The 20,778-nt window shown below is 39.0% G+C and carries 19 protein-coding genes, 1 tRNA gene and 1 pseudogene; 4 read left to right on the forward strand and 17 right to left on the reverse strand.

Features of this window, described 5'->3' with window-relative positions; genetic code table 11:
* Window positions 1-115: 115 nt before the first annotated feature.
* The 5 genes from FJR38_RS04365 to FJR38_RS04380 all read right to left on the reverse strand — a co-directional run bounded on the left by FJR38_RS04365 (window position 116) and on the right by FJR38_RS04380 (window position 6,232).
* Entirely contained in the window at window positions 116-1,063 is a 948-nt protein-coding gene (locus FJR38_RS04365; RefSeq protein WP_168492415.1) for an AvaI/BsoBI family type II restriction endonuclease, read from the reverse strand.
* A gap of 25 nt (window positions 1,064-1,088) precedes the next feature.
* The gene (locus tag FJR38_RS28145; RefSeq protein WP_254449350.1) at window positions 1,089-1,367 is read right to left on the reverse strand and encodes a hypothetical protein; all 279 of its coding nucleotides are present in this window, start codon (window positions 1,365-1,367) and stop codon (window positions 1,089-1,091) included.
* Window positions 1,368-1,387: 20 nt separating this feature from the next.
* Entirely contained in the window at window positions 1,388-2,518 is a 1,131-nt protein-coding gene (locus FJR38_RS04370; RefSeq protein WP_254449351.1) for a DNA methyltransferase, read from the reverse strand.
* Window positions 2,519-2,614: 96 nt separating this feature from the next.
* Entirely contained in the window at window positions 2,615-4,321 is a 1,707-nt protein-coding gene (locus tag FJR38_RS04375) for a diflavin flavoprotein (protein ID WP_168492411.1), read from the reverse strand.
* Window positions 4,322-4,507: 186 nt separating this feature from the next.
* Window positions 4,508-6,232: a diflavin flavoprotein gene (locus tag FJR38_RS04380; RefSeq protein ID WP_168535666.1), complete on the reverse strand. Its 1,725-nt coding sequence runs from the start codon at window positions 6,230-6,232 to the stop codon at window positions 4,508-4,510.
* A gap of 109 nt (window positions 6,233-6,341) precedes the next feature.
* Between FJR38_RS04380 and FJR38_RS04385 the strand changes: the two genes are divergently transcribed.
* Window positions 6,342-7,169 carry a pantothenate kinase gene (locus FJR38_RS04385; protein WP_168535667.1) on the forward strand — a complete coding sequence of 276 codons (828 nt, stop codon included), beginning with the start codon at window positions 6,342-6,344 and terminating at the stop codon, window positions 7,167-7,169.
* A gap of 117 nt (window positions 7,170-7,286) precedes the next feature.
* Complete coding sequence (locus FJR38_RS04390; protein WP_254449352.1) at window positions 7,287-7,661, forward strand: hypothetical protein; 375 nt, start codon at window positions 7,287-7,289, stop codon at window positions 7,659-7,661.
* Between the two features lie 125 nt (window positions 7,662-7,786).
* Here FJR38_RS04390 and FJR38_RS04395 read toward each other — a convergent pair whose 3' ends face one another.
* Genes FJR38_RS04395 through FJR38_RS28150 form a run of 6 tightly spaced genes read right to left on the reverse strand, consistent with a single transcriptional unit; the run spans window position 7,787 to window position 12,196 of the window.
* Window positions 7,787-8,221 (reverse strand): hypothetical protein, encoded by a 435-nt coding sequence (locus tag FJR38_RS04395; RefSeq protein ID WP_168535668.1) that lies wholly within the window; start codon window positions 8,219-8,221, stop codon window positions 7,787-7,789.
* Window positions 8,209-8,838 (reverse strand): hypothetical protein, encoded by a 630-nt coding sequence (locus FJR38_RS04400; protein WP_168535669.1) that lies wholly within the window; start codon window positions 8,836-8,838, stop codon window positions 8,209-8,211. Before FJR38_RS04400 ends, FJR38_RS04395 begins: the two co-directional genes overlap by 13 nt.
* A 12-nt stretch (window positions 8,839-8,850) precedes the next feature.
* Window positions 8,851-10,596: an AAA family ATPase gene (locus FJR38_RS04405; RefSeq protein WP_168535671.1), complete on the reverse strand. Its 1,746-nt coding sequence runs from the start codon at window positions 10,594-10,596 to the stop codon at window positions 8,851-8,853.
* The gene (locus FJR38_RS04410; protein ID WP_168535673.1) at window positions 10,596-10,793 is read right to left on the reverse strand and encodes a hypothetical protein; all 198 of its coding nucleotides are present in this window, start codon (window positions 10,791-10,793) and stop codon (window positions 10,596-10,598) included. The genes FJR38_RS04405 and FJR38_RS04410 overlap by 1 nt, the downstream gene beginning before the upstream one ends.
* A 17-nt stretch (window positions 10,794-10,810) precedes the next feature.
* Window positions 10,811-12,007, reverse strand: a complete 1,197-nt coding sequence (locus tag FJR38_RS04415; RefSeq protein ID WP_168535675.1) for an N-6 DNA methylase — start codon at window positions 12,005-12,007, stop codon at window positions 10,811-10,813.
* A gap of 51 nt (window positions 12,008-12,058) precedes the next feature.
* A complete protein-coding gene (locus tag FJR38_RS28150; protein ID WP_254449353.1) occupies window positions 12,059-12,196 on the reverse strand; it encodes a hypothetical protein in 138 nt (45 codons plus the stop codon).
* Window positions 12,197-12,247: 51 nt separating this feature from the next.
* On the opposite strand from FJR38_RS28150, the gene FJR38_RS04425 reads away from it, so the two are divergent.
* Window positions 12,248-12,451: a hypothetical protein gene (locus FJR38_RS04425; RefSeq protein WP_168535630.1), complete on the forward strand. Its 204-nt coding sequence runs from the start codon at window positions 12,248-12,250 to the stop codon at window positions 12,449-12,451.
* Here FJR38_RS04425 and FJR38_RS04430 read toward each other — a convergent pair.
* Window positions 12,433-12,504 (reverse strand) — tRNA-Thr (locus tag FJR38_RS04430). The genes FJR38_RS04425 and FJR38_RS04430 overlap by 19 nt on opposite strands.
* A gap of 33 nt (window positions 12,505-12,537) precedes the next feature.
* On the opposite strand from FJR38_RS04430, the gene FJR38_RS04435 reads away from it, so the two are divergent.
* Complete coding sequence (locus FJR38_RS04435; RefSeq protein ID WP_168492399.1) at window positions 12,538-12,801, forward strand: DUF3493 domain-containing protein; 264 nt, start codon at window positions 12,538-12,540, stop codon at window positions 12,799-12,801.
* A 48-nt stretch (window positions 12,802-12,849) separates the two neighbouring features.
* Here the strand turns inward: FJR38_RS04435 and FJR38_RS04440 are convergent.
* The 5 genes and pseudogenes from FJR38_RS04440 to nusA form a co-directional block, all read right to left on the reverse strand.
* Window positions 12,850-14,479 (reverse strand): annotated as a pseudogene (locus FJR38_RS04440) (DUF1565 domain-containing protein).
* Between the two features lie 346 nt (window positions 14,480-14,825).
* Complete coding sequence (locus FJR38_RS04445) at window positions 14,826-15,074, reverse strand: hypothetical protein (RefSeq protein WP_168492165.1); 249 nt, start codon at window positions 15,072-15,074, stop codon at window positions 14,826-14,828.
* Between the two features lie 453 nt (window positions 15,075-15,527).
* Window positions 15,528-18,605: a translation initiation factor IF-2 gene (infB, locus tag FJR38_RS04450; protein WP_168536416.1), complete on the reverse strand. Its 3,078-nt coding sequence runs from the start codon at window positions 18,603-18,605 to the stop codon at window positions 15,528-15,530.
* Between the two features lie 434 nt (window positions 18,606-19,039).
* Window positions 19,040-19,336 (reverse strand): YlxR family protein, encoded by a 297-nt coding sequence (locus FJR38_RS04460; protein ID WP_168535677.1) that lies wholly within the window; start codon window positions 19,334-19,336, stop codon window positions 19,040-19,042.
* Between the two features lie 293 nt (window positions 19,337-19,629).
* The coding region (nusA, locus tag FJR38_RS04465) for a transcription termination factor NusA (RefSeq protein ID WP_254449354.1) at window positions 19,630-20,778 on the reverse strand (1,149 nt) is incomplete at its 5' end.

The following is a 20,778-nucleotide window of genomic DNA, read 5'->3' on the forward strand; positions in this document are numbered from 1 at the left end:
CAATCCCTAATAGGGAGTAAGAGAAATTGCAATACACTACTTTTAATGGCGTAATTATCACCCCTGAAAACGGTTTCAATCGCTAATAGAGAGTAGAAGAAGTTTTTTGAAAATCCTATAAACTGATTAACCAGTGACAGATCGAGTCAACTTGAGTATCATTTGTCATATTAGCAGCATTGCTCAATTTACCAGATTCTAAATCATTCCATATTTCCTCAGCCATACGTTTTTCAATAGCTGCACCAATGAAAAATGTATGTGGTGACAACTCAACTTGAGAAAATGCCCTCCATATTCGAGATAAAGCAGTTCTCGCTGTTTTCCAATGTTCATCAGCACCAGCAGGATCAATTCCTCCTTTTAATTCCCCCAGTGCAATATAAAGATTGGGAATTTTATAAGTTGTTGGAGAAATTTCTTGATAACCACAGTTGAAAAGACAAACATCAATATTACTTTTGACTAAAGGAACTGTCAGATTATAAATTATTGTTCTATTTTTATTGCCAACAGACCAACTTAAACCCTTCACATATAAATCTATTCCTGCATCTTGTTCTGTCATCGGAATCCATGTTTTAGTTGTAGAATGTAACCAATAATAAGGAATACTAGCAAGTGCAAGATTAGCCAAAATTGCGCGAGTTAATTTACGCTGTGCTAACACTCCACCTACATTTCTCATTGAACCACCTAGCGTATCTCCTCTTGTTAGCAAAAATCTATAAACTAATTCTTCTACAAAATCTGAACCTGCTGGTTCTAAAAACTCCTTAATTAACCCTTGAATAGCTTGTATTTTATCATGTGGTTGTAAATAACCTCCCGCTTTATCAGAAATTCCAGATGCAGCTAATAAAGCAGGTTGTATTTCTACCAGATTAATTAAATCAGCAGGACTATTAACTTGAGAAGCAATAGTTTTTAATACTCTTGCTTGATCAATAAATGGTGTAGCCCGACGGTTTCTTTCAATAGCTAAAGCAACAAAACCAGCTCTAGTTTTTTCATAAGCTGTTACTAAATCAAGACCTGTATTTAAATGATTTTTATATACCAATTTTAGTTACCTTAATTTGATTAAATTAAACTTTTCTCCAAACATAAACGCATTTTCTCAGTGCATCACGTCCATGTATTCCCATTTGTTGGCTACTATTACCTTTAGTATTAGGTAAAACTAAAATATTTTCTACTTTAAATCCCAGATACTCAGCTATATTCGATAAAATCATATCTACTGAAATACTCACACCAGCATAACGCACATTATCATTAATCATAAACATCAGCCCTTGTGGTTTCAGGACTCGATAACATTCATAAATTATGCAAGCCATTTCATAAAAATAACCTTTTACCATTCTCGGAATATTATTATTATTTAATTGTTTTTTGATTTTTGTTCTTCCAAATATTGCAAAATTGCTTGGAGTAATTTTTGCTGATCTGTAGCCAAAATAGCATTTGACCATTGAGAATTAATTGCTAATAAATCTTTCGGTCTATTCTCAACTGTACAACTTAACATTTGTTGTCTAAGATTAACTATTTCCTCTTGTCCTACTCCTAACAAAGCGAGTTCTAAAGCATAAGTTCTAGTGTAATCATAACGGTTGCAATAAGGAGGAGAAGTAAGAATTACATCATAATAAGAATTTGGCAATTGTGGCATTATATCTAAGCTAGAACCTGTAAACAAACGAATCCCACCTTGTTTAGTTTTACTGGGAAAAAGTTCACCTTGTTGACTACCAGTTTGAATATCTGCTAAAATTTCCCTAATTTTAATACTAATTGCCTGTTTAAAGCTGAGAATTTCTCCTTTGTTAAAAGGTATATTACCTTGTTGACGGCTAGAACGATAATCCCAACGTAAATATTGCCCGTCTTTGCGAGTGTAACTAATTGCTTCCAAAACACATAATAGTGCAAATTGTAATACTTGCTTGACTCTGCAATTTTCCTCTTGGTAAGCACTGATATATTTTTGAATTTCGTTTAATGTCTCTTGAGGATATGCACCTGTCGTAATTTTTATTTCTTGAATATTTTGTTGAGTTTTTGATTTCTCCCAAGGACAATTTTTAGACCAATATAAAATTTTTGTGAAATCATCCACTGTAAATTCTTGTTCTAAGATGAGCCTAGTATTTATAATTTCTTTTCCAATAGAGAGTAATTCAATTCCATCAGCATTTAATCCTATATTACTAGCTGCAAATAAAGTTGTTCCACTACCAGCAAAAGGGTCTAATATTTTGCCAGATTCGATTATATATTTATCTAGTAAATATTCTACTAATGAAGCAGAAAAAGCTTCTTTATATTTGTACCATCGGTAAATAGGTTTAAGTTTATTAGCCTGAAAACTAACAATCTTGCGGTTGAGGACATCTTCTATGCAGAATTTATCAGCAAAGTGCTGGTATAGTTGGGTGTTAATATGTTCAATTTCAATATTTTGTGTTTGATGATTTGGTATTTGAGGTTCTAATTGTTGAAAATCAAGCATTATTTAAAGTGATTAAAAATATTAGCAGACGTTTTACATCATAGCGTAAAAAAATTACCCCTCTATCTAATCCTAGAGGGGCTAAGACGTAAGGTGTTAATAATAACTCGCAGATTTGCGATAATGTACCGCCGTGACAGCATCTTGATTTAAGACCTTACCATCATCAACAGTGGCATAAACCAACCAATGATCACCGGCTTCCATACGACTTTGGACAGAACACTCCAGGTAAGCCAAAGCACCATTGAGAATAATCCCGCCATTATTGGCTTCTTGAGTTTCCAAACCAGCAAATCTATCTTGTCCGGGGGCGTAAACCTTCATAAATTGCTTCCGAATTTCCTTCCCTTCCGCCAAAATATTGACTACAAATTTGTTATTTTTATAAGTCATAATTTCCATAGCCCGGTCTTTAGCTACCGCAATAGTTAAACCAGGAGGATTAAAACTGGCTTGTGTCACCCAAGAAGCTAACATTCCTGTACTGACTTCTCCTTGTTTAGCTGTAACTACACATAAAGAACCAACAATGCGCCCCACTGCTTGTTCTACGTTACTTGCAGGTTGTTTAGCGACAACTGATTTTTTTGCCGCTCGTTTCAAGGCTTGGGCGAAGTCAGTTCCCGCTTCTTCGCAGGTTTGTAAAGTGACTTCATTGGGTTTGAATTTCACGCGAATAGTGTCAAAACCAAATCTGTAACCTGCGTCTTTGAGTTTACCTTCGATTAAATCAACTGCTTCTCCACTCCAACCAAAAGAACCAAACACACCGGCTAATTTATTATTAGTCGCAGTAGAGAGGACGATTCCTAAAGCTGTTTGCACAGGTGTGGGTGCATGTCCACCTAACGTGGGAGAACCAATTACAAAACCAGCGGATTTTTCGACTGCGGCTTTGATTTCTTCGGGTTCGGTAAATTCGCAATTGATAGATTCGACATTAACACCAGCTTTAGTAATGCCGCGAGCGATCGCCTGTGCTAAAGTTGCCGTATTGCCATAAGCAGAAGCATAAATTAAAGCCACAGTCATATCAGCGGCAGTTTGCTGCTTTGTCCATTCCCGATAGCCTTTGGTAATTTCAATTAAACCATAGCGGACTAGAGGACCATGACCAGTAGCGTACATTCGCACCGGCAAATCTGCCAATTTATCCAAAGCCGTTTCGATTTGTTTGGCATGAGGGGCCATTAAACAGTCAAAATAATAACGTCTATCTTCATTAAATACTTCCCAACCTTCATCAAATACCTGATCTCCGCAAATATGCGCCCCAAATAATTTGTCAGAAAACAAAATTTTTGTTTGTGGGTCCCATGTACAAAGTTCGTCAGCGTAACGGGGGTTAGGAGTGGGAATAAATTGTAAATGATGTCCTTTTCCTAAATCGAGGGTTTCTTCCCCCCGCATAATCAAAACTGGTAAATCTTGATTTTCCAAAGCAGCGCGTAAATTTATCGCCCCTGGGTTAGAACAAACAAAGGTAATTTGAGGGGCAATTTCTAGTAAAGCCTTTAATGTTGCGGCGCGGTTGGGGTTAACATGACCCAAAATTACATAATCAAGACTTTTGACATCAAACCGCTGTTGTAAAGCTTCCAGGTAAATTTCGGTAAAAGTTTCGCCAGGGGGGTCAAGCAGGGCATTTTTATCGCCTTGGATGAGATAAGAATTAGCCGTTGTTCCCTTAGCTAAAGCATATTCAATTTCAAATCGTAATCTTGCCCAACTGCGCGATCGCAATACGATGGTATTTGTACCAATGGGCAATATTTGCACGTCACGGGGTTTAGTAGTCATTGGTCATTAGTCATTAGTCATTAGTCAGTTGTCAGTTGTCAGTTGTCAGTTGTTCGTTGTCAATTATCAATTGTCAATTGTCAATTGCTTTAGTCAGTTGTTCGTTGTCAATTATCAATTATCAATTGTCAATTGCTTTAGTCAGTTGTTCGTTGTCAATTATCAATTGTCAATTGTCAATTGCTTTTAATAGTGATTACCAACTTTGCGGTGATGTACTGCTGTCATGGCATCGGGATTGGATACTCTACCTGCGTAGGCTGTGCTGTATACTGCCCAATGATCGCCACAATCCATGCGGCTGGCGACTTCGCATTCTATGTAAGCTAGGGCATCTGTGAGGATGGGTGCGCCATTTTCTGCTGGTTGGGTTCTGACTCCTTCAAAACGATCTGCACCGGGAGCAAATCTTTTTAAGAAGTGTTTCATTAATGGTTGATAATTGCCTTCTTCGAGTACGTTAAGAATGAAGCGATCGCCTACTTGCATGAGTGATTCTATCGCTCTATCTTTGGCAACTGCGATGGAAAAGCCCAGGGGTTTAAAGCTGGCTTGACTTACCCAGGAGGCTAACATGGCGCTGGATACGTCGCCTTTTTTGGCAGTAATAATATATAAACCGCCGCTAATTCGGCCCAAGGCTTTATCTAAATCGGCCGCAAGGGATTTCATGGCTTTGATGCTTTTGTCTCTTGTCACCCATTGTCCTAAGTCTGTACCCGCTTCTTCACACTTTTTATAGATGTTTTCTGTGGGTGTTTCCCGAATTTCAATCACGGGGAAAGCGACATTTAAGCCCAAAGCCCGGAATTGATTTAAGAGGGGATAAGTAGGTTCATCGTCTCCTCCACCGGTTTCAAAAATGCCAATTGCTTGTTTTTCTTTGGCAGAACCTAAAACGGTGCTGAGTGCTGCTTGAATGTTAGAATTACCTGAAGCTGGGGGCATTCCCACAACTAAACCGGTACAACGTCCTACCAGTTCCCGCAGTTCTTGTAATTCGATATTTGCACCCAAATCCACCATTTCCACAGCTACGCCGGTTTTAGTGATACCATTGGCAATAGATTGGGCAAGGCGATCGCTATAACCATACTCAGATACGTAAAATATACCGACTGGGGTTTCTGCTTTGGTTTGGCCTTGACTCCAATTCCGATATCTCCCAATTAATTCCTCAACGTTATGGTATAGTAAGGGTCCATGACCAGTCGCAACCATGCGAATACTTTTTAATTCTCCCATTCGCTTGAGTGCAGACAGCACAGAACGGGCATTTGGACCCATTAAACAGTCGTAGTAATATTGAAAATCGGCTTCAATAGCTGCTAAGTTGTCATCAAAAGTGCTATCAGTGCAGTAATGTAAGCCGAAAGCGTCGCAGGTGTAGATAATTTGGGTTTTGTGGTCAAAGCTGAAAATTGTATCCGGCCAGTGTAAATTAGGAGCAATGACAAATTCAAATTCATGGCCATTTCCTAAATCTAGGCGATCGCCATTTTTGACAATTTTGCGGTTAAATGGTTGATGTACCATATCTTCCAAAAACTGAATTGCTACTTTTGACGCAACTACAGTAATATTAGGAGCGAGTTGCAGCAAATCTTTGACTAAACCGCTGTGATCTGGTTCTGTGTGACTGACAATTAAATAATCAATATCCTGGGGATTAATTAAACCCGTGAGAGTATCAAGATAAAGTTGACGAAATTTTTCATGGGAAGTATCAACTAAAGCTATTTTCTCACCACGAATCAAAAAAGAGTTATATGTAGTCCCATTTTGTAAACCAAATTCAATATCAAAGCGATCGCGATCCCAATCTAAAGACCGAATTGCAGTAGTATCTTCACTAATCTCTACAGTATCTATAGTCAAACGCTTTTCTAGTTTCTCGGTGAGCAATACCATAACGCCCCTCCTTAATAAATTGAGTATTTATGCCTTTCCCCTATTGTGGCACGGGTTGAATATTAATTTTTATTAAAAAACCTATCACCCAGTTAAGAAAATTAAAACTGTGCAGAATCATCCTCCGTCAACAGACGAACAGCATTCCTATATAGCCCTAATTGTCGGTAATTCCCGCCTCCATTGGGCATTTTTCATAGATAAAACCCTATATTCAAGGGGGGATACATCCCATCTATCTGCATCTATTGTCAAACAATTAGCTCAAGATCCCACATTAGATACTTGGCTGACAGCTATCTCCCTACCTGCCAATTATCCCATTATTTCCCCTAATTCTCCTATACCCCTGATTCTGGCTTCTGTCGTTCCCTCTCAAACCGCACTTTGGCAAATTTACCCCCATTTGCACCTGATTACCTTGGAAGATGTCCCATTACAGGGAATGTATCCTACATTAGGAATTGATAGAGCTTTAGCTGTCTGGGGTGCAGGGATAACTTGGGGATTTCCCACATTGGTAATTGATGCCGGTACAGCATTGACTTTTACAGGTGCAGACGATCATCAATCCTTAGTTGGTGGGGCAATTTTACCAGGTTTAGGGTTACAATTTGCCAGTTTGGGACAAAAAACCGGACAATTACCATTATTAGAAACGGGTTTAATGACATCTTTACCGCCACGTTTTGCAATGAATACATCAGCAGCAATTCAAAGTGGAGTAATTTATACTTTATTAATTGGGATAAAGGATTTTATTACAGCTTGGTGGCAGTTATTTCCTGAAAGTCAGATTGTCATGACTGGTGGTGATAGTAATTTATTGAAAGGCTATATTCAACAACAATTTCCAGATATAGCAAACCGATTAATTGTAGACAATAATTTGATATTTCAGGGAATTGGAAAACAGATTTTTTATTCTGGTTTGTAAATAAACTGGTGTTGTCAGAAGAAGCCATAATAGCCAGAGAATAAATTCTCTGTCTCAAAGCTCAAGTCGGTTAAAACCGGCTATTTTTTGGTGATTGATTTTATTTTCAGATAATTTTTGATTTGTAGTGCGATCGCCCGTGGGGAAAAGTTTCGTTTTAATCCCCCTCCGTCTCGGCAACACTTGGAGGCTTTGGCTAAGGTTGTGGGGGTTGATGCTGATAAGTTAGAGCAAATGTTATCACCTGCTGGGGTGGGAATGAATCTTGAACCAATTCGGCTTTGTGCTGCTTGTTATGTGGAGTCGTCTTGTCATCGGATTGAGTGGCAGTTTAATGTAACTCAAGGGTGTCAGCATCATCATTTAAGTTTGCTGTCTAAGTGTCCTAATTGTGGGGCTAGGTTTAAAGTTCCGGCGTTGTGGGTTGATGGTTGGTGTCAAAGGTGTTTTATGGCGTTTGGGGAGATGATAGAACATCAGAAGAAAATTTAAGCACAAAAAGACAAAATTCTATTAATTATCTTTTTAAATCGCTCAATTTTTTTAATTAGTCTGCCTAATGTGCAAATGATTTTGCATAGACACTTATTTATACAATTTAAGTCTATGCACTCAAGTCATGTCATTATTTCTTGACGCAAAGGCATAGGTGCTATTTTGTTTATACAAGCCAGAGCTACTGATGAAAATTCCTCTTCAGGTTTGACCATTTCTTTAAGTGCATTAGTTGCTAATGCTCTGTGGACTATTTTTAAAGCCTGATGTCCAGAAGCATTTTCATACTCAAGAATTTTAAAGAGGCATTTATTCCATTTATCAGAGCGATTATCGACTAATCTTCCCAATCTATTTAATCCTAGAATCTCAATAGTTTTATCAGCCCTATATTTATCTTCATCATCACCTTCTGCTGGTACAGCCAATCCTCCTGCTTCAAAAGATATCAGAAATGCTTCACCTTTTTTGCAAGGATCTAATAATATATGTGCTTCAATTTCCAAGCTTGGTTCATCAGATAGTTGTGCTGGATGTCCATATTTTAGAGGAAACATATCCTTTTTTTGACATTAAGAAGCTCTCCAGATATACGATAGTTATGCCATTCAAATGCTAACCACCAATATCCATCACGAGAAGAACCATCCAGTTCTTTCGCTCTCCCTTTTGGACGGAAATGATCTACATGATAAGAAGATACGCTTTCTTTCGCTTCACTATACCAACACTTTCTGTAAAACTGATCAATAAGCCAATTACGAAAAATATCCTTTCTCCAATGCCCTTCATTTTTCTCAATTATCTTTTTTCTTTCATCTTCTGAAATAGCACTTTTTAGCTGACAAGTTATTTTTTCTGCTTCTTCTAACCACTCTTTTAGTAAAAATATATCCTTTTTTAAATGCTTTTCATGCTCTTCAATTATTGTGTTTATTTCATCTTCTGAAATAGCACTTCTTAGCCGATAAGTTATTTTTTCTGCTTCTTCTAACCATTCTTTCAGTAAAAAAATATCCTTTTTTAAATGCTTTTCATATTCCTCAATTATTTTGTTTCTCTCATCCACTGAAGTAGCAGCTTTTAGCCGATAAGTTATTTTTTCTGCTTCTTCCAACCATTTTTTTAGTGCTTCTTTGTCAAATGGTGTTTTATCAATATCAACGTATCTCATACATCTTTTTACCTATTCACTAAGTTGAATTTTTAACTCTCTAGCTAAATCGGATAATTCATCCATTTTTTCCTTATGGATAAGCTCTTTAACAATTTTCTCCGCTAATTGTGATTGCTCATCTATTTGCTCCTTACTTAATACTGTGTCAATAGGTTGCTTTTTACTTTCATACATTTTTTCAATAAATAATTGATACATAGGATCTTGAAATTCTCGCCCAAAACCTAGTTCTTCCAGTCGTTCCTGAAGTTCAGCTAACTTTGTCGTTTCCTTAGGTTCAAGACCACTTTTACTGCGCTTTGCAATCAAACGGTTGCGTTCGTCTAAATCATCCAAGGTTTTTCTGTCAATAGTTGAACGTAAGCCAAACATTTCACTGCGAAGTAAATTACTAAAACCCATACCTCTTGGATTTTGATAGGGGTGTTCTACTGTAGTTCCTTGATTTGACTTTATGAGAACTAAAACCTGTTCTTTGAGTAAACTTCCTAGCATTAATGGGTCATGCGTAGTAATGAATAATTGATTTTTATTGAGAAAATCCTCCTTACTAGCTAGTACATCATCAATCATTAAGGAGAAGTAGTTATATTTCCATATTGGGTTAAGATGGGTGTCAGGCTCATCAAGAAGAAATAGAGATTCATCATCACGATTGAATTGAAGAAGCCCAAGAACAGTCATTAATTGTTGCTCACCTTCAGAGAGTTCCTTATAAAAAATAGGGTTCTCAGAACCTTCACGACGAACCTGGATGCGAACTTCATCTAAATAACCTGCCATGTAAACACCCTCAAGTTGCCGAAAAAAGATGTTGACATCACCTATCTCATTTGCTGCATCAATAAGGCGTTTTTTATCTAAGTAGAGATATATAGTTTCTTGAGGTTGTGTATACCCACGAAAGTCAATGAGTTTGTTTATTTCTTCATCAATTGGTGCAAGAGCATATTTCCATAATATTGATAGGAAGTCTGCCATTACCCCAGAAGCATTCCAAAATCTTTCGTCACCAGTATTTTCTAATTCAGTTAGTTCTGTATCTGTTTCATTAATAGCTTCAATTGGTAATTGTTGAGGTTTTTGTATGACAAATAAAGCCGATTCAATCCCGCTTATTTGCAAATACTCCCTAAGCAAATTTATTTCTTTTTTTAAATCATCACTTTTACCTTGTATATTCTTACGTTCTAGGCCAATTTTACGCTCCAGGTCAATTAGATAAGTAAGCAAAATTAAAGAACTATGTTCATTTCGACAATAAAATAATCGACGCAACAGAACATCTTCTGATAAAAAATGTGATTCTCCTTCTTGATTCTCTACATACTTACCCCGAAGTTTAAAATACTGCTGTCTCTGGTGTTCAAAAAAGAGTTGTTCTAATCTCTCATTACGTCCTGAATAATAAGCAAAAACTTGTGCAGGAAGATATTCGAGGGCTTTACTAGCAAATTCATCTAATTCTATTATTTTTGGTGTATTAGATCCTTTATCTTTTACTTCTATTGTAATTTTATTAGAACTTGCTAATACAATTACATAATGACCACGACAAGTATATTCTAATTGATAATCAAAAGGAGGATGTTCAGCCAAATCTAAATGGCGGAAGATAGCAACTAAAGCTTCTATTAGGTTGGATTTACCACTAGCATTTTGACCGATAACTACCTGCGCTGTATAGTCTTTAGGCTCAAGTATCAGGTTTTTTAGGTTTTTAAAGCTTCCTATTTCTATTCGTTTTATACGCATTATTCATCAACCTCCACTAACTTGAGTTCAGCAATATCTGGTTCTTGAATAAAACCATCATCTATTTCTTGCTTGAGTAAAGCATAAAACTCATCAATGCTTAATTCAGAGGCTTTCCAGAGTTCTTTAGCTTCCATTTGTTCTCCATTTAACTTGAGAATTTTTGCTAACTTTGTGTTAATAATATTTTTATTCATAGGTGAAATTAGCTTTATTAAAACAGTAAGTTTTTTTTAGTTTCTTTATTAAGTTCTTTCATAAGAGTAGTAATTTTAATTTCAGATTGATCACCTATAATCGCTTCTATTAAGGCAATTGAAAGTTTTTCTTGTATGGAATTATATTGTTTTAATAACCGTTCTAAATCATCACATAATGATAAAAGATTCTCAATTTTTTGTACGATAAATTTCTGTTCAATTAAGGGTGGAAGAGGGACAGGCATATTGAGTAATATTTGCCTGGAAACATTTTGTATAGAAATTCCTGTCGCATGATTTTTATAATACATTCTGCCAATTTTTGAATTATTAAATAAATGATTCTCAATCCCTTCTTCTTCCATTCCCCCAAAGGGAGGATTAGTAATTACAATGTCAACTTTGTTATCCTCATTCCAGTCTTTGTAAAGTTCGAGTGTATTTTTACGTTGAATATGAAATGGCTCTTTTATGCCGTGCAGAATCATGTTAGTTACTGCCAACATATGAGGCAGAGGCTTTTTTTCAATCCCACGTGGTGCATCTTGTATCTTTTGTAGAGTTTCGTTACCTTCTTCTCTTTTACTTTTGTTTAGATAGTCAACTGCTTGTGCCAAAAAACCCCCAGTACCGCAAGCAGGATCTAAAATGGTTTCGCCTATTCGGGGAGCAATTCTATCTATAACAAATTCGGTCACTGCACGAGGTGTGTAAAATTCACCAGAATTACCTGCTGATTGCAAATCTTTGAGCAGTTTTTCATAAACATCTCCAAGATGTTTTTGATCTTCAAAGCTCTTTAGTGGAATATCTTCTTCAATTTTTTGGATTACCTGACGCAGTAAAGAGCCAGACTTCATGTAATTGTAGGCATCCTCGAAAACAGTCTGGATTACCTGACGTAGTTTACTATCGCCTTGGTAGGTCTTAATATTCTTTAGTCCAGGAAACAAATGATTGTTTACAAAGTCAATGAGTTGATTATCAGTTGGCTGCTCTTCTTTATCTACTGCTGCCCAGTTACGCCAGCGAAACTCTTCTTTAATAGGAGAAGTATAATTTTTTACTGCTTCCATTTGCTTGTCTTGCTCATCTAAAATTTTGAGGAATAGCATCCAGACAAGCTGACTCATACGTTGTGCATCGCCATCGACACCAACATCTTTACGCATGATATCCTGTATACTTTTAATTGTAGTGGTTAGAGACATAAGAAATCTTTAATTTATAATCTTTCAGGTTACTAGAATAGTGTAGAAAATTTAACTACTTCCCAACTGTTGATAAATAACATCCAGCCACACGGGAATTACAGCCTTACCTTCATCCAGAGATGCGATCGCTATTTTCCTGTCAAATTCTACCAAAGAAAGCGAATCATCCTGTGATAACAACAACATATACCGCTTCCCCTGACCAGAAATAAACAACTCCGGTTCTTGTTCCTTCAGTTGTTTCAGAATAAAACAAGCAATATCAAAACTTATCCCCGTCAACAGCTATGGCAATTGATGGTAAAGAAAAACACGCCACTGATTAACAAACTACTGAGTCAAATTGGTAAACACCCAGAATTTGAAACATGGCGACAAAAAGGTAAATACCCCACATATAATGTGCGAATGTACAGTACAAAAGCCGATGATGAGATTTGAACTCACGACCTACTGATTACGAATCAGTTGCTCTACCCCTGAGCCACATCGGCATATACAGTCAAACATTATAACATAATTTATTGATGATAAAACCAAAATCTCCAAATAATCTTAAACCTCAACAATATGCCCGTTTAAAAGCAGAAGCAGCCGCACCCTATCGCGGGTTAAGGCAATTTATCTATATTGGTGTTGGTGCTTCTGGATTTATCGGCGCATTCGTCTTCTTTTTTCAACTCCTAGCTAGACGCGATATTGAACAGGCCCTGCCTAATTTCGCAATCCAACTAGGAGTAATTGGTATGATGATATTGCTCTGGAAATGGGAAAACAGAAAGAATAAGTGACGGACAAAAGCAAGATAATATATCTCCCCCTGTCCCTCTACTCATCTTTTATTGAGCAGTAACAAGATATGGAGAAGCAATTGGTTGAGCGCGTCCAGCGTTAACCAGAGCTTGATACACAAATGCGGCAATTTCCGCTCTAGTTGCTTGACGTGTAGGTGCGAGTTGTTTAACAGTAGGATAGTTAATTACTAATTGCCGAGAAGTTGCGGCTGCGACTGGACTCAGTGCATAATCAGGAATCTGACTAGCATCATTATAGAAGTTGATCACATTTTGAGTATTTGCTGTTAAACCCAAACCATTCGCTAAAGCAACTAAAGCTTGCACTCTAGGAATTTGTTGTTCTGGTTTAAAGGTTAAGTCAGGATAGCCAGATAGGAAGGGACTACTAGAAGCAACTCGAATGGCACTATAAGCCCAATAATTGCTTTTTACATCTTTAAAGACAATAGCTGACCGTGTTGCTGATGGAGTGAAAGCTTTGTTGATAATGGCAGCAAATTGAGCGCGAGTTACAGGTTCATTGGGTTTAAAACTACCATCTGGAAAACCAGCAATGATATTTTGAGCAGCTAAAGCTTCAATGTAAGCTTTTGCCCAGTAACCTGTTTGCACATCTTTAAAAGCAGTATTACCATCGTTAGGCGTAGTAACTGTAGCAGCTACAAAATCTACAGCCCCGAAAATAAGCTTCTGATTAATATCGTTACCAATGGCTACAATCCTATTAGTTCTAGTAGCATTGTTCAAGTCATAACGAACATTATCACGGATAAGGTTGCCACCAGGACTTTCATTAGTCCCCAGGTCAGGGAGAGCATTAATCGTCACAACTACACCATCCCGTTTATTACTGCGAATGGCATTTTTACGGAGTATAGGTCTTGCAGTTTCCGAGATAAACAGGCCATCTGTGTTTTGGGTGATGTTGTTGCCCTCTATTAAAGGTGTAGAACTACCACCAATTGCTAAACCAAAACCAGTATCCTGAAATAAGTTGCTACGAATCACGCCTTGGGAAGATTTAGTAACGGAAATTCCATTGCCTTTATTTTGCAAAAAGACATTATTTTCAATTTGGGGATTTCCTGTACCTGTAACAAAAACTCCTTCTCTGAGACTGTTGCTAAATGTACTATTTTTTGATGACAGGGTTACTAGATTCTACCCATACAGCAGTTCCCCGTGAATTAGGGTTAGTCAAAGTTAGACCTGTAATGGTAGTGTTATTGTTTGCTAGTAGTGTAATATCTTGCCTAGCAAAAGTGGGACTGGTATAATAACCGCCACCGATGATTAAAGTTCCTGTACCTTTGTTAGATTCGTCCCCTTGAAGTGTGATTCCTGAGTTAAGGACGAGGGGGAATGTTTCACCGCTATCTTTAGTATAACTACCAGGGGCAACTTGAATTACTGTTCCTGGTTGAGCTTTGGAAAGAGCAAAGGAAATTGTTTTATAAGGTGCTTCTGTAGTTCCAGCACCGGAAGTATCTTGTCCGGTAGCTGAGTTAACATAAATTACAGAGGTATTGCTAGGAACTTGGGCTATTAAGTTGGGGGTAGTATCAGCCTGAACTTGACTAGGTATGAGAGTAGAACTACCAGTAATTAATAACAAAGCTGCTAGGCTGGTAGGCAAAGATAAATTAGAAATGTGAAAACCCTGATGTTTCATTTTATTACCAAATTATGTGCTTAATGATGGTACTTTCACAAAAGTCTAAGGTAACAGATGTTTATATGTAAAACCCATGAGAAACTATACCGGATGATTAGCACTTTTTCAGATAAAATTCCTATTAAAAAAATAAAATAATTTCACAATTCAGTATCTTTGAGTCCCATTTTTGAGGCTGTAAGTAGTTATAAAGCCAAAAAAGGCAAAATTTTTAGTTTTTGAAGTTTTTAATTTTTATCCTGCTTTTCCATTCTTTGTGATTTGCTATACATAAAAATTGAGGATAAGATTTCTTATCCTCAATTTCCCTGCTGAAAGCAAGTTATCAATATTTGCCAAATGGTTAATAAGCTAAAGTTTCTAAGGTCTCTCGTAAATACATTTGTACTTGCTGATCGAGGCGTAAACTTTGTAATTGGGCATTGCATTCTAGTTGCCATCTCTGAAAACCGGAACTAGCGGAAATTGCGTGTTTCAGGTTGTGCCAAATTGGAGTATCACTAGGAAATTGCCGATAGCTACGCTCATTGCTGGCATCGCTTTTGAGATTGGTGCTATGTGCATAATTGCTAGAAGTTGGAAATTGAGCCATAATTCCTCATTCCTGATTTTTTACTTCCAGAGTTGGACAATTTGTTGGGTTTGGGGATTTTAGATTTCAAATTGATAATTTATTTCATACTCAAGACGTAAATCTCGTCACCTAAACCTAAAATTGTTAAATCTTGCTTAATCCTTTTGAGGATAATGGTTTTATACCCGGCAATTCTGTCTCATTAATTACTAAAAGCCGAATTTGTGGCGGCAAATTTATAAAAACAACTTGTTCTTAATTAAACAGGAAATTTTTTAAAAGTTATGGAACTTGCTGGGGTGGTGAGATATCAATGGATGATCAAGCTGAGATCCAAACAAACGTTCAACTCTGTCATTTGCTATGTCAGTCCTTTTTACGGAGTGCTGAGTTTACTTTTTTGAGTGTTGAATCCTCGATAGTCTCAATTCAACACTCATCAACTCAGCACTCAACGCTGGCTGCACAGCACTATTTCGTCATAGTCAGGGTACGACGCTTAGTTACCATTTGGTAGGCTTCGATAATGTCATGTTCAACCCAGTCATGGAACTTATCAATGTTGATTCCACATTCATAACCTGCATTGACTTCACGGGCATCTTCTTTCATCCGTTTCAGGGAATCGAGAACGCCTTCAAACACAACCTTGTTACCACGACGCACGCGTACTTTACAGTTACGTACAAGTTTACCAGATTGTACATAACAACCGGCAACTGCGCCACGTCCGACTGGGAAGACAGCACGGACTTCTGTTTGTCCTAAGGATTCTTCTACTAACTCTGGCTCTAGGAGACCTTCTAAAGCGCCTTGGATATCTTCCAAAAGTTTATAGATGATGTTGTATTCCCGGACATCTACACCTGCTTCATCAGCGGCTTGTCTAGCGCCACTGGCATAGGTGGTATTGAATCCAATGATGACAGCGTTACTAGCTGCTGCCAAGTCTATATCTGTTTCGGTGATTTCTCCAGCGGTAGCCAGGAGCATCCGAATTTGGACTTCGTTTTGAGGAATTTGGCGGAGAGAGCCGATAATAGCTTCCACAGAACCTTGCACGTCGCCTTTGAGGATTAAGTTGAGTTCTTTCAACTCGCCTTCTTGTGCTTGTGCTGAGAGGGTTGTCAAGGTAACACGACCTTGTAACAGGCGGGATTGACGTTGTTTGTCGGCGCGATCGCTGGCTATGGAACGAGCTTCTTTTTCGTTTTCATAAACCTCGAAGTCATCACCGGCGGCGGGGACATCACTTAAACCCAATACTTCTACAGCAAAGGATGGACTGGCAATATCTACTCGCTTACCGCGATCGTTCACCATGGCTCGGACTTTACCGAAGGCTGAACCAGCAACAAGCATATCTCCAACGTGGAGAGTACCGTTTTGAATCAGCAAGGTAGCAACTGCACCCTTAGCTTTATCCAAATGCGCCTCAATGACTGTTCCTTTAGCAACCCGATTGGGGTTAGCGGATAGTTCGGCAACTTCCGACACCAACATAATCATTTCTAGCAGGGTGTCGAGGTTTTCGCCTTTAATGGCGCTGACGGGAACCATGATGGTTTCACCACCCCAATCTTCGGCTGTAAGACCGTAATTGGTGAGTTCTTGTTTCACTCGTTCTGGTTGTGCGCCTTCTTTATCAATTTTGTTGATGGCGACAACAATAGGGACATCTGCGGCTTTAGCGTGGCTAATAGCTTCGATAGTTTGGGGACGAACACCGTCATCAGCAGCGACGACTAAAACAGCAATATCTGTCACCCTAGCTCCTCTGGCACGCATAGCTGTAAAGGCTTCGTGACCGGGAGTATCTAGGAAAACAATCTGCTGTGGTTTACCTTCATGTACGATATCAACATGATATGCGCCGATATGTTGGGTAATACCGCCAGCTTCACCAGCCGCGACTTTTGTTTTCCGAATCGAGTCGAGAAGAGTTGTTTTACCGTGGTCTACGTGACCCATGATGGTGACAACTGGGGGACGGCGAATGAGGTGGTCTAAGTCGGCCACGTCAATCATTTCCGTAACTTTCCGCGCTTCAGCCTCACGTTCGGCAATTTCGACTTCTACTTCTAATTCTTTGGCAACTAGGGTAATGGTCGGAATATCCAGATTTTGGGTAATACTGACGGCCATGCCTTTCATAAACAGGATTTTGACAATCTCTGTATCGGCAATTACTAAGACATCAGCCAATTCTTGGACTGTTAATGGACCAGTGATGACTATTTGTGATGGACGATCAGGTTTTTGGTCTACTTCTTGACGACGATTTTGTTCGCGGGAAGAACTAGATTTTTTGCCTCTGGTGGGAGCAGCGACAACAGCCACTGGTGCAACACTGGAGCGAGTCCCTTTTGGTTTAGGAGGACGGGCAATGGAAAGACTAACTTGAACGGCTGTGGAAATTTCTAGACCGTCTTCATCTAGTAAATCATCTTCATCTAAATCATCGTCTAGGATTGGTTTGACACGTTTGCCTTTGGGTCCAATCTTCGCCTTTTCTTTGATTTCGTCAATGATTTCTTCTTCTTGCCATTTTTTCCCACCTTTATTGAGACGTGGGGGTGTGGGGCGTTTTAAATCCAGGAGATCGGGAGCGACTGGTGTATTGTCTAATGCTTCCTTTTTCGCTCCTGCCGACATAGGTCTGGGTGGAGTAGCAATTGGCATAGCTGCCACTGCTTCACCGGCACGTGATGGTCTGGGGCGTTGGATGTCTGAACCACCAGGAGATGGTCTACCACCCCGCTGTTCTGGTTTAGCTGGGGATGGGGCGCGACTCGGTTTTGATGGTGCAGATGGTGAACCTTGGTCAGTTGAGGGTTTATTAATTTTACCTCGGACTGGTTGACGGTCTTCCTCTACACGCTGTGGGCGATCGCGTTTCAGGACTGGTTTTTCTAATGATCCTACCTGTTCAGGTTCGGTCGGTTTTGTCCCATCCGGTCTAGGAGGTGGAGAAGCTAATTGAGGTTTTTGTGGCTTCTCTGGTCTTGGTCTGGGATTTGCTGATTTTTCTGATTTTTCCGCTGCTACTTTTTCTACTACCGGTTGAGAATTAGATATCTGTTCCGGTTGAGTAACATGAGGTTTTTGCGGACTTTCAGATTGATTCCGGGGTACTGGTCGAGTTGGTGCCGTCGGCTTCATGGGTGAGACAGGTGTAGCGAAAGGCCGTGGAGGTGCAGGATTATTAGCTTCAGTAGTAACTAAAGCATCTGGGGTGTTAGTAGTAGTGTTTCTCAATATTTTGGGTTTACGAATTTCCAGAATTTGCTGTTTGTGATTTGCAGCTAGTTTAATATCTTGAGAGCCGCTGTGAGATGAATTTGGTTTATGGCCGTTTGTACCTTGTTGCTTTTTCGTGGCCGCAACTTTTTCGGCTGCGGTACGAATTTGTTCAGCTTCTGATTCAGAGATCGTACTGCTATGGCTTTTGACCGCAATATCGAGCTGGTCGCAAATTGCTAGTAGCTCTTTGTTATCCAAATTCAATTCCTTTGATAAGTCATAGATTCTAACTTTGCCGTTGTTCATCCACTCTTTCCCCTTTAATTTACAGTTTTAGCGGATGGTTGCCTGGTTTGTGACATCTCCACCCTTTGATCACTGTTTTTTCGGTTGCCCTTGGTGATATCGCCGGTGCCTCCAGTTAGGAAAGAGAGATGTTTCGGGTTAATGCTGGCATCTCCACCAGAAATGATGGTTGATGCCTAACTGCGCCTTGGCGCTACCAGGTTGCCATTCTTGATTTTTTTTGTTTTGCTGATTGGTGAGTTTTCCACAACACGATCAAGAAAAACTTGTGGGGAGTAATACTTTGTGTTTTCCCAGAAAAGGGAAATTGAAAAAGCTGTTTACACCCATTTACTATTTTGGCACTAACTTGAGCGATACTAAAGGTTATGATCAGAGTACGAATAATTCGACTTTTGTCATAATCTCTTTAGAGATTATCGCAATTTTGGCTGTTACGATTGAATGCGATCTTGGGGATTGCTGTGATTGAGACGTTGCCACAATGTTTGATACAGTGTTTCTGGAACTGTCCCATGCAGCGATCGCTTCGCTGGCCAAAGGCAACGCCCTAGTCTATTTTTTTTCTGAGCCGCTTGGAGGCAACTTGCTTGAGGGCAAATGTAGGCAGAACGCCCCATGCCCTGATCCAATTGTACCTTTCCAGATGGAAAGACGCGGACAATCCGCCAAAACTCTTGTTTCAAGTTGACTTGGCGACAACTAATACAACGCCGATAATTCGGTTTCATCAGTCTTTTGCCAGATTAATTCAGATATCGTCAAAATTTTCAATGCCGATATTGATATAGTGTCTTGTCAAAGACCTATCATATCTTTCTGGGCTGGTAATTGGTAATTAGGAAAAATTAATTAGCAGCCAGCCCAGCTATATCATAAGTGATTAACTTCCACAATTGACAATTGACAATTGACAATTGACAATTACCTCGCTCTGGAAGTGCGAGGATTGAGAAAGAAGAATTTTCTGGCTTTTTCTCCTTTAAAACAGCGGTTTTGATCAGGAACAGGGAAGAGAAATTAATTACTCGTTGGTGTCATAACTATCTTCTTCTAATTCTAATTCTTCTTGGATTTCATCTTCTAGTTCCTCCATGTCCTCTTCATCATTATCCGGTCGGTACTGGGCCCTCACGGCTGCAAATTTAGTATCCTCAGCTACATGATCATATTTAGCCTGATCTTTAATATCAATTTTCCAACCAGTGAGTCGGGCTGCTAACCGGACATTTTGCCCTTCTTTCCCAATCGCTAAACTCAGTTGATCTTCAGCTACTAAAACGTGAGTTTGGCGACTTTCGGGGTCCATGAGTTTAACTTCATCTACTCGCGCTGGACTCAAAGCATTAGCAATATAAGTAGCCGGATCTGGAGACCAGCGAATCACATCTATTTTTTCACCACGTAATTCATTAACTACGACTTGGATTCGTGATCCTCTCGCACCAATACAAGCACCAACGGGGTCTACATCCCGATCTAAGGTATCAACGGCAATTTTTGTCCGGGGTCCAACATAACGAGAAGGTGGATTAGCTTCTCTGGCTACAGCCACAATTCTTACTACTTCATCTTCAATTTCCGGAACTTCATTCGCAAAGAGATAGACAACTAAACCTGCATCAGCACGGGATACCATCAGTTGTGGACCCCGTTGTTGTCCTTGGGAAACTTTTTTCAGATATACCTTAAAAGTCGCATTAGCCCGATAGTTATCGTTGGGTAGTTGTTCTCGCTTTGGTAATTCTGCTTCAACTTCTGATTGTCCAAACCCGCTACTAACTGCCAAAATTACAGATTGGCGTTCAAATCGTAAGACTCTAGCTTGTAAAACCGTTCCTTCTAAATCTTGAAATTCTTCTTGCACCATTTGGCGCTGTTGATCTCGCAATTTTTGCGCCAATACTTGTTTAGTTTGCATGGCAGCCATGCGCCCAAATTCTCCTTGATCTGGGGTGACATCTAAAACTACAGAATCTCCTAATTGGGCTTCTGGAGCTACTTGTTGTACTTCATCTAAGGAAATTTGATGATCGTTATTACTAACTTCTTCAACTATGGTTTTTGTGGAAAGAACCCGAAAGCCTTCACCATCTATATCCAGTTCTACTTCAAAATTATCAAAATACTCTTCATCAAATTGTTTGCGTTCTAAATTCTGGGCGCGACGATA

This window comes from Anabaena sp. UHCC 0253, from assembly GCF_009712085.1.
In the GTDB taxonomy this organism is placed as follows: domain Bacteria; phylum Cyanobacteriota; class Cyanobacteriia; order Cyanobacteriales; family Nostocaceae; genus Dolichospermum.

What these genes read in the sequence shown, in the direction of transcription:
- FJR38_RS28145 (WP_254449350.1), bottom strand. Translation starts at nt 1,367, where the DNA reads ATGGTAAAAGGTTATTTTTATGAAATGGCTTGCATAATTTATGAATGT.
- FJR38_RS04370 (WP_254449351.1), bottom strand. Translation starts at nt 2,518, where the DNA reads ATGCTTGATTTTCAACAATTAGAACCTCAAATACCAAATCATCAAACA.
- FJR38_RS04375 (WP_168492411.1), bottom strand. Translation starts at nt 4,321, where the DNA reads ATGACTACTAAACCCCGTGACGTGCAAATATTGCCCATTGGTACAAAT.
- FJR38_RS04380 (WP_168535666.1), bottom strand. Translation starts at nt 6,232, where the DNA reads ATGGTATTGCTCACCGAGAAACTAGAAAAGCGTTTGACTATAGATACT.
- FJR38_RS04395 (WP_168535668.1), bottom strand. Translation starts at nt 8,221, where the DNA reads ATGTTTCCTCTAAAATATGGACATCCAGCACAACTATCTGATGAACCA.
- FJR38_RS04400 (WP_168535669.1), bottom strand. Translation starts at nt 8,838, where the DNA reads ATGAGATACGTTGATATTGATAAAACACCATTTGACAAAGAAGCACTA.
- FJR38_RS04405 (WP_168535671.1), bottom strand. Translation starts at nt 10,596, where the DNA reads ATGCGTATAAAACGAATAGAAATAGGAAGCTTTAAAAACCTAAAAAAC.
- FJR38_RS04410 (WP_168535673.1), bottom strand. Translation starts at nt 10,793, where the DNA reads ATGAATAAAAATATTATTAACACAAAGTTAGCAAAAATTCTCAAGTTA.
- FJR38_RS04415 (WP_168535675.1), bottom strand. Translation starts at nt 12,007, where the DNA reads ATGTCTCTAACCACTACAATTAAAAGTATACAGGATATCATGCGTAAA.
- FJR38_RS28150 (WP_254449353.1), bottom strand. Translation starts at nt 12,196, where the DNA reads ATGTTGTTGTTATCACAGGATGATTCGCTTTCTTTGGTAGAATTTGAC.
- FJR38_RS04435 (WP_168492399.1), top strand. Translation starts at nt 12,538, where the DNA reads ATGATAAAACCAAAATCTCCAAATAATCTTAAACCTCAACAATATGCC.
- FJR38_RS04445 (WP_168492165.1), bottom strand. Translation starts at nt 15,074, where the DNA reads ATGGCTCAATTTCCAACTTCTAGCAATTATGCACATAGCACCAATCTC.
- infB (WP_168536416.1), bottom strand. Translation starts at nt 18,605, where the DNA reads ATGAACAACGGCAAAGTTAGAATCTATGACTTATCAAAGGAATTGAAT.
- FJR38_RS04460 (WP_168535677.1), bottom strand. Translation starts at nt 19,336, where the DNA reads ATGAAACCGAATTATCGGCGTTGTATTAGTTGTCGCCAAGTCAACTTG.